The following is an 8,058-nucleotide window of genomic DNA, read 5'->3' as shown; positions in this document are numbered from 1 at the left end:
TCAACAACGGCGACTGGGCTTCGACCGCCGCCGCCCAGAGCGCCCTGGCCGACGGCAACTACCGCTTCCGCGCCGTCGTCACCGACGCCGCAGGCAACGATGCCACTTCCAATGTGCTGGAGGTCGTCATCGACAACACCGATCCGGCTCCGGGCGTCCTGAGCTTCACCGACCTGACCGACACCGGCAGCGACGATCCCATCGACATCACTCAGGACAACGCGTTCAATCTCTCGCTGGCCGGTCATGAGTCCACGGCGAACGTCGTCTACCAGGTCTCCTTCAACAACGGAGACTGGACCTCGACCACCGCCGCCCAGAGCGCCCTGGCCGATGGCAACTACCGCTATCGCGCCGTCGTCACCGACGCCGCCGACAACGATGCCATCTCCAACGTGCTGGAGGTCGTGATCGACAACACCCTCCCCCAGTTCTCGTCCTCTACGACTGCATCCATCCCGGAGAACAGCCCGCTGTCGGCCGTGGTCCACACCGCCCAAGCATCGGACCTGCACGGCGTCAACTTCTCTCTGGCTGCTGGCCTGGGCGACGACGCCGCGAAGTTCGCAATCGATGCAGCAACCGGCGCAGTGACCCTCCTGGAGAACGCGGACTTCGAAACCAAGTCCAGCTACGCCTTCACGGTCCAGGCCGTCGATGCCGCGGGCAATGTGGCCACGCGGGCCGTGACGCTGGGAATCATCGACATCAATGAGGCGCCAGAAGCCAAGGGGGGAACTGTTTCCACGGTGGAGAACGCCCCCCTCCTGATCCCCCTCGCCCAGGAGTACGCGACAGACCCTGACGCGGGCAATGTCCTGACCCTTGTCAGCGTCACGGCATCCCACTATTCCTGGGGCACGGGGGGGACCGCTACGACGCTGACCAATCCGGTGACCAAACAAGCGGTCAACATCGCCGGCCTCACCAGCCAACTGACGATCTCCAGCGACGGCAAGTCCGCCCTGTTCACCCCGGCAGCCGAACTCAACTGGATGATGTCTACGCAGCAGCTGTCAGTGGAGCTTCACTACACGGTCCGCGATCAGTCCGGCATGACGGACTCCAACACGATCACCGTCACCATCATCGGCTCCACCTCCGACAAGGGAAAGAACCTGACTGGCACCAACGGCGCCGACATCCTCGTCGGTTCGGACAATGAAGATGTCCTCCAAGGCGGCAACGGCAACGACAACCTCAGTGGCGGGAAGCTCACCGACGCCCTCTACGGCGGCAACGGCGACGACCTCCTCTCGGGCGGCGACGGCATCGACTACCTGTTCGGCGACAGCGGCAACGACACCCTGAACGGCGATGACGGCGCCGACGTTCTGTCCGGCGGCAAGGGCAACGACGCCATGATTGGCGGCCTGGGCAACGACCACTTCGTGTTCGAACCCCAGCTCGGCGCCGACCGCCTCACCGGCTTCGTCAAGGGCCAGGACATGCTCCACTTCGTGGACATGTTCCCCAGCACCCTCACCGCCGCCGACTTCGTCACCAAGTACGTCACCGACACCGGCAACGACCTGCTGATCTCCGTTCCCGGCGGCTCGGTGGTGTTGGTGGGCGTGGCCGACACCAGCGGGCTGGCCGGCAGCATCTCCTTCGTCCTGCCGTCCTGACCCCGCCGCGCGCCGCTCACCGCAGTTCGACCGCGCCCCCCAGCGTCAGGACGACCTCGGTCCTGCCCCCTTCCGCAGGAATGGGCACGACGGCGGCATCGACAGCGGCCGCCGCGGCGCGCTGCACCGCGACCGGGCGCGGCGGCACCGCGCCGCCCGCCTGGGACAGGGTGACCGCCTTGACGGCGTAGTCCTTGAACCCCAGCGCGCCCGCCATGGCCTGGGCCTTGCGCCGGAATGCCGCGGCCACCTCGGTCATGAGCTGCGCCTCCACCTCGTCGCTGCGCGCACGCGAGAGCGAGAAATGGACGCCATGGACCTGCAGCTCCGAGGCCAGCTCCGAGGCGAGTTGCCCCAGCGCCGCCTGCTGCGTGGAGGTGAGCGTCACGCTGCCCCTCACCACCCACTGGCCGGTGCGGCCCTTCGGCCCCCACACCGGCTGGGTGTTGACGGAGCCGAGGCGCACCTCGATGCCCGGCACGGCCCGGGCGCGCGCCGCGGCAGATTGCAGGGCCGCCAGCACCCGCTGGGTCGGCTCCTGGGTCCGCGGCCCCTCGTGCTCGACGCCGAGGGTCACCGCCATGAGGTCGTTGTCGACCAGGCTGCGCGCCTGGGCCTCCAGGTGCAGTTCAGGCCCGGCCCAGGAGGCCGCAGGACCCAGCGCCATCGCCGCGGCGATGGCGATCACACGGAGAAGCTGTTTCGCCACGGGCGGCTCCCGCGGCGTCAGCGACGGTCCCGGTCATGGTCGCGGTCATGGCCCCGGCCACGCCCGCCCTTGTCGTCCCGGTCGCCGCGGTCACGGCGGTGGTCGCCCGGGCCATAGGCGCCCGGGTGCGGGTGGCGGACGTGGCTGTCATACCAGTCATGCCGCACGAAATAGACAGGGACGCCGCAGGCGTTGTACTGGTGGCAGTGCTTGCTCCACTTCTTGCGGTGCCCCGGGGGCACCCACATGTAGACGGGCTGCTGCTGCACGACGTACGCCGGGCCGGGCGGCACGATGACCACGGGCTGCGGCAGGATGATGGCGGGCTGCGGGTAGCGGCCGATGTCGATGCGGCCATACACGCCAGGCTGGCTGATCTGGACGCTCACGCCGACATCGGTCGCCCGCGCGGCCACGGGGGCCAGGGTGGCGACGGCGCAAGCCAGGGTAACGATGGCCTTCATTCCGGTGGGCTCCTTGTTGGGTTTTCCTCCCTAACGGATGAGCACATTGGATTGAATACGTCTGGCGCGAAAGCGTGGTGTCGAGCGGTAACACCGCGCAGCTGCCATTCGCCACTCGCCAGCGGGCCGAGCACAAACAAAAACGCCCGACAGAGAACTGTCGGGCGCTTGAATCTGGTGGCCTGGGGCGGAATCGAACCACCGACACGCGGATTTTCAATCCGCTGCTCTACCAACTGAGCTACCGGGCCGTGAGACAGCGAGTATACATCAATTCCCGCCGCGTTTTCCGCGCGACAGGTCGACGCCGAGTTGCTTGAGCTTGCGGTACAGGTGCGTGCGCTCCAGGCCGGTCTTCTCGGCCACGCGAGTCATGGAGCCGCCCTCCTTGACCAGGTGGAATTCGAAATAGCACTTCTCGAACTCGTCACGCGCATCACGCAGCGGCTTGTCCAGCTCGAACAGCTGGCGCGACTGCGGGCCCATCTCCGTCACCGCGGGCAGGCTCTGCCCCCCGGTCATGGCGGCCTCGACGGTGAGTTCGGTCGTGGTCACGTAGTGCACCACCGGCGCGGCGACCGACGGGGACGCCAGCACCCCCGGGCGGCGCGCCGGCGCCGGGGCGGCAGCGGGGACGTTGCGGTTCAGCCCCGACTCCACCGCCTTGAGCAGCTTCTGCAGGGTGATGGGTTTCTCGAGGAAGGCCTGGGCACCGATGCGCGTGGCCTCGACCGCGGTCTCGATGGTGGCATGGCCACTCATCATGATCACGGGCATGGACAGCAGGCCGGAGGTCGACCACTCCTTGAGCAGCGTGACGCCGTCGGTGTCCGGCATCCAGATGTCCAGCAGGACCAGGTCGGGGCGCATGCGCTGGCGGATGGCGCGGGCCTCGGCCGCGTTCTCCGCCAGTTCGACATGGTGGCCCTCGTCGTTGAGGATTTCGGATAGCAAGTCTCGGATGCCGAGCTCGTCGTCAACGACCAGGATGTTTGCCATGTTCCTACCAGCACCCCGCGCGGCCGGCCGGGGCGGTGTTGTTAGACCGCAACTGTGAATGATAGCGAGACTTGGGCCCCCAGGATTTCGCCATCGCGGACACGGTTCTTGAGGTCTATGCGCGCCCCATGCTCGTCGGCGATCTTCTTGACCACCGCCAGCCCCAGCCCCGTGCCCTTGGACTTCGTCGTCACGTAGGGTTCGAAAGCCCGCTTGAGGATGTGCTCCGGAAAACCCGCGCCCGAGTCCTGCACCAGCAGGCGCACCCGCCGGTTGGTCTCGTTCCATTGGGTGCGCACCACCACCTCGCGCACCTCGCGGCCCTCGGTGGCGTCCTGCGCGTTCTGCAGCAGGTTGTGGATGACCTGGCGCAGCTGCTGCGCGTCACCCGAGATGGGCGGGCATTGCGGGTCCAGTTCCACCTGCACCGGCGCACCGTGGCCCGCCTGCCCGGCCTCGCGGGCGTAGAGCAGGAGCACGTCGCCCACCAGGGCGTTGAGGTCCACCGGCTTGAGGTCGGCCGTGGGCAGGCGCGCGTAGTCACGGAATTCGTTGACCAGCCGCTTCATCGCGTCGACCTGGTCGACGATGGTGCGCACGCTCTTGGTCAACACCGCGCGCTCGGGGTCGGCCACCTTGTCCACGAGCTTCATCTCGAGCCGTTCGGCCGAGAGCTGGATTGGCGTGAGCGGGTTCTTGATCTCGTGCGCCAGGCGCCGTGCCACCTCGCCCCAGGCCTGGGCGCGCTGCGCGGAGACGATCTCGGAGATGTCGTCCAGCACCAGCAGGTGCACCGGCTCGCCGCCGGTGTCGGCGGGCATCTCGGCGCCGCGCACGACCAGGGTCACCGCGTGGGTCGAGGCCGGCGCGCCCGGCTGCGGCGCCTGCAGCTCGAAGGACTGCTGCCAGTGGTCCAGCCCGTGCTGCAGCCGCTCGGTGTGGTACTCGTCGAACTGCGCCTGCACGGCCCGGCCGAAGGACTCAAGGCCCTCGACGCCGGCCAGGGGCTGGCCCTGGTACGCCGCCAGCGGCGCGCGCAGGATGCGCGTGGCGCCCGGGTTGGCCGAGAGGATGCGGCCCTGCGCATCGAGCACGATGACGCCGGCGGTGAGGTTGTCCAGGATGGTCTGCAGGTTGGCACGGGCCGCGTCCACCTGCCACATGCTTTTCTCGACCGCGCTGCGGGCATCGGCCAGCTGCTGGGTCATCTGCGCGAAGGAGCGCGTCAGGCCGCCGAGTTCGTCCTTGCCCTGGAGCACGGGCTTGGGGCTGAGGTCGCCCGCCGCCACCTCGCGCACGCCGGCGGCCAGCAGCAGCAGCGGCCGCGCCAGCGAGTTGCCCAGCACCACGGCCAGCAGCACCGCGCCGAAGACCGAGAGGAACAGCGCCAGCGTGAGGGTGCCGATGTACATGCGCCGCAAGCCGTCGCGGCCCAGGGCGCGCTCCTGGTACTCGCGGTTGGCCTCCTGCACCGCGATGGCATTGGCGACCAGGGTGGCCGGCAGGGCCTGCGTGACCTGCAGGACCCGCGTCTCCGAGAGCAGGCCCAGGCTGGGCGGCGAGACCAGGGCCAGGGCGCGGATGCGGGCGTTGTTCAGCGCGGCGGTGCCGCCTTCTTCCAGGCCCTCGATCACCGCCACCGAACGCTGGGTCCGCACCGCGCGCAGCTGGGCGGGCGTGGGCCGCTCCGGCGCGAGCTGGAAGCGCGACTGGCCGGCACTGGCCACCAGCTGGCCGGAAGCGCTCCACAGGTAGATGTCGGTGGCGCCGAGCTGGTCCTTCAGGCGCTCGAGCAGCAGCGTGGGCGAGCCCTCGGGCGCGTCGGCGAGCTGCGCCGCGGCGATGCGCGTCTTGAGGGCCAGGTCGTTGGACAGCATGTCCAGCGTGGAGCGGCCCAGGCTCAGGCCGGCGTCGAGCGCACCCTCGACCTTCACGTCGAACCAGCTCTCGATCGAGCGCGAGACGAACTGGTAGGACACCACGTAGATCAGCAAGCCGGGCGCGAAACCCACCAGGGCGAAGATCATGGCCAGCCGGATCAGCAGCCGGCTGCCGAACTTGCCGGCACGCAGCCGGGACCACAGCCGCAGGCCCATCCAGCCGATGGTGCCCAGCAGGATGGCGGCGACCACCATGTTGACGATGAACAGGCGGCCGTAGTTGCGCTCGTAGAGTTCGCGGTTGTTGGTGGCCTGGGCCAGCAGGAACAGCAGGACGATGCCGATCGCCACCATGGTGCTGGCGCCGATGCCCACGGCCCAGCGGTAGGTTCGGGCATTGCGCACCTGCGGGGCGCGGCGCCCGCCACCGGTGCCCGGGGAGGACGAGGCCGGATCGGTGCTCATCGCGCGATCTCGGCCGGCAGGCGCAGCGAGCGGCTGGTCGCGATGTTCCAGTCCGCCTGGCCGACCACGCCGATCTGGAAGGGGCGCGGCAGCTGCGAGACATCGAGCCGGAAGCGCAGGCTCACGCTGTAGCGCTGGTCCGGCTCGAGGTCGCCGGCGTCGGCGATCTTCCAGCCGGAGATGCGCTGCACCGCGGCCAGCGCCTCGTCGCGCGTTTCGAAGTTCTGGCCCAGCGAGAGGCCGGCGTTGCCGATCGGGCTGGACGCGGCGAGCAGCCGCCAGCGCCGGGTGAGCGGGTGGTAGGACAGGCGCATGTAGCGGCTGGCCGCGGAGACCTCCTTGTCGTACCAGTACCAGCGGTCCCGCAGGAGCACGGCGTCGGTGACGAAGAACAGGGGAATGCCCTTCTGCAGGGCTTCGTCCACGCCCTGGGGCAGGTCGAAGTGCACCTGGGCGGCGACCATCAGGCCCTCGGGGGTGCGCTCCACCCGCAGGCCGCTGATCTCGGTGGCCCGGGCCGGCCCCGCCAGGACGGCCAGCAGGCACAGGACGGCGGCGGCCAGCAGCCGCGCGCGGTCAAGGCCGCGGCGCCAGGCGCTTTTCCAGCAGGGCGTAATAGAAACCGTCGTGGTCACCCGGGCAATTGTCCGGGACGGTCGCGCCCGTCTCCCCGGTTTGGGGCAGCAAATGGCCGGGCGCGGGCAGCAAAACCGCGTCGGTGTTGTGCGCAACAAACGCTCCGGCCTGGGCCTCCCCCTCCGCCTTGAAGACCGAGCAGGTGCAATAGAGCATCCGCCCGCCGGGTCGCAGCAGCGGCCAGAGGGTGGCCAGCAGCCGGGCCTGGATGGCGGCCAGGGCGGCGATGTCGGCTTCGCGGCGCAGCCAGCGCACGTCGGGATGGCGCCGCACGATCCCCGAGGCGGTGCAGGGCGCGTCCAGCAGGATGGCGTCGAAGGGCTGGCCGTCCCACCAGGCCGCGGGCGCGCCTGCGTCGGCGGCCAGCACCCGCGCCTTCAGGCCCAGGCGCCCCAGGGTCTGGTGGATGCGCTCGCAGCGCGCCGGGTCCACGTCCAGCGCGGTGACCTCGCCGTCCGACAGCTCCAGCAGGTGGGCGGTCTTGCCGCCGGGCGCCGCGCAGGCATCCAGCAGGCGCGGCGCGCCGCCGGCGGGCAGGCCGTGCAGCAGCAGCGGCGCCGCGAGCTGGGCGGCACCGTCCTGCACCGACAGGGCGCCCTCGTCGAAGCCCGGGATCTCGTGCACCGGCAGCGGCCGCTCGAGCTGCAGGCCGTACGCGCCGAAGCGCTGCGCCGGGATGCCCGCGCCGGCCAGGCGGGCCTGCAGGGCCTCGGGCGTGGCGCGCCGCGCATTCACCCGCAGGGCCATCGGCGGCTGGCGGTTGTTGGCGCGCAGGATGTCCTCCCAGCGGTCCGGGTGGTCGCGGCGCAGGCGCTCGATCCACCAGCGCGGGTGGTTCCAGCGGGCGACCGGGTCGGCCTCGGTGGCGGCCACCAGCGCGTCGCGCTCGCGCAGGAAGCGGCGCAGGCAGGCATTGATGAAGCTGGCCTGGCCGGCCGTGGCGCGCTGGCGCTTGGCCGCCTCGACCGCCTGGTTCACCAGGGTGAAGGGCTCATAGGGTGCCTGCGCCGGGTCCCAGGCCAGGGCCAGGGCGGTGCACAGGAGCGCGTCGGCCGCGGGCGGCGGCGGGCGGCGGGCGAGCTGGGCCCGCAGGGCCTGCGCCCGGCCGAGCTGGCGCAGGGCCTGGAACACCAGGGCCTGGGCGCCGGGACGCAGCTCGCCGGGAACGGCGGCCAGGGCCGGGGTGGCCGAGGTGCCGTCGCGCACGGCCTGGACCACCGAGGCGGCGGCCTGCAGCAGGCGCCACAGCGGGAGGGTTCGGTTCGCGGTCACGGCGG

Annotated in this window: 7 protein-coding genes and 1 tRNA gene; 1 reads left to right on the top strand and 7 read right to left on the bottom strand. The window is 70.4% G+C overall.

Annotated features, from left to right (window positions below):
• On the top strand, positions 1–1,628 hold a 1,628-nt coding region (locus ACFQZY_RS10395; RefSeq protein ID WP_377415551.1), incomplete at its 5' end, for an Ig-like domain-containing protein.
• A 16-nt stretch (positions 1,629–1,644) separates the two neighbouring features.
• Here the strand turns inward: ACFQZY_RS10395 and ACFQZY_RS10390 are convergent.
• The 7 genes from ACFQZY_RS10390 to rsmB form a co-directional block, all read right to left on the bottom strand.
• Positions 1,645–2,337, bottom strand: coding sequence for an SIMPL domain-containing protein (locus ACFQZY_RS10390; RefSeq protein WP_377415550.1), 693 nt, complete (start codon positions 2,335–2,337; stop codon positions 1,645–1,647).
• 17 nt (positions 2,338–2,354) lie between these two features.
• Positions 2,355–2,801, bottom strand: coding sequence for a hypothetical protein (locus tag ACFQZY_RS10385; RefSeq protein ID WP_377415549.1), 447 nt, complete (start codon positions 2,799–2,801; stop codon positions 2,355–2,357).
• 175 nt (positions 2,802–2,976) lie between these two features.
• Positions 2,977–3,052: transfer RNA gene (locus ACFQZY_RS10380), tRNA-Phe, on the bottom strand.
• A gap of 19 nt (positions 3,053–3,071) precedes the next feature.
• On the bottom strand, positions 3,072–3,800 hold the full coding sequence (locus tag ACFQZY_RS10375; protein WP_377415548.1) for a response regulator: 729 nt from the start codon (positions 3,798–3,800) through the stop codon (positions 3,072–3,074).
• A gap of 41 nt (positions 3,801–3,841) precedes the next feature.
• Positions 3,842–6,145, bottom strand: coding sequence for an ATP-binding protein (locus tag ACFQZY_RS10370; RefSeq protein ID WP_377415547.1), 2,304 nt, complete (start codon positions 6,143–6,145; stop codon positions 3,842–3,844).
• Positions 6,142–6,780 (bottom strand): DUF4390 domain-containing protein, encoded by a 639-nt coding sequence (locus ACFQZY_RS10365; protein WP_377415546.1) that lies wholly within the window; start codon positions 6,778–6,780, stop codon positions 6,142–6,144. Before ACFQZY_RS10365 ends, ACFQZY_RS10370 begins: the two co-directional genes overlap by 4 nt.
• Positions 6,722–8,053 carry a 16S rRNA (cytosine(967)-C(5))-methyltransferase RsmB gene (gene rsmB, locus ACFQZY_RS10360; protein ID WP_377415545.1) on the bottom strand — a complete coding sequence of 444 codons (1,332 nt, stop codon included), beginning with the start codon at positions 8,051–8,053 and terminating at the stop codon, positions 6,722–6,724. The genes ACFQZY_RS10365 and rsmB overlap by 59 nt, the downstream gene beginning before the upstream one ends.
• Positions 8,054–8,058 lie beyond the last annotated feature (5 nt).

The organism is Ramlibacter sp. GCM10027632 (assembly GCF_042675325.1).
GTDB lineage: Bacteria > Pseudomonadota > Gammaproteobacteria > Burkholderiales > Burkholderiaceae_C > Ramlibacter.
The sequence above is the reverse complement of the archived record's forward strand: the minus strand, read 5'-3'. Positions and strand labels throughout refer to the sequence as shown.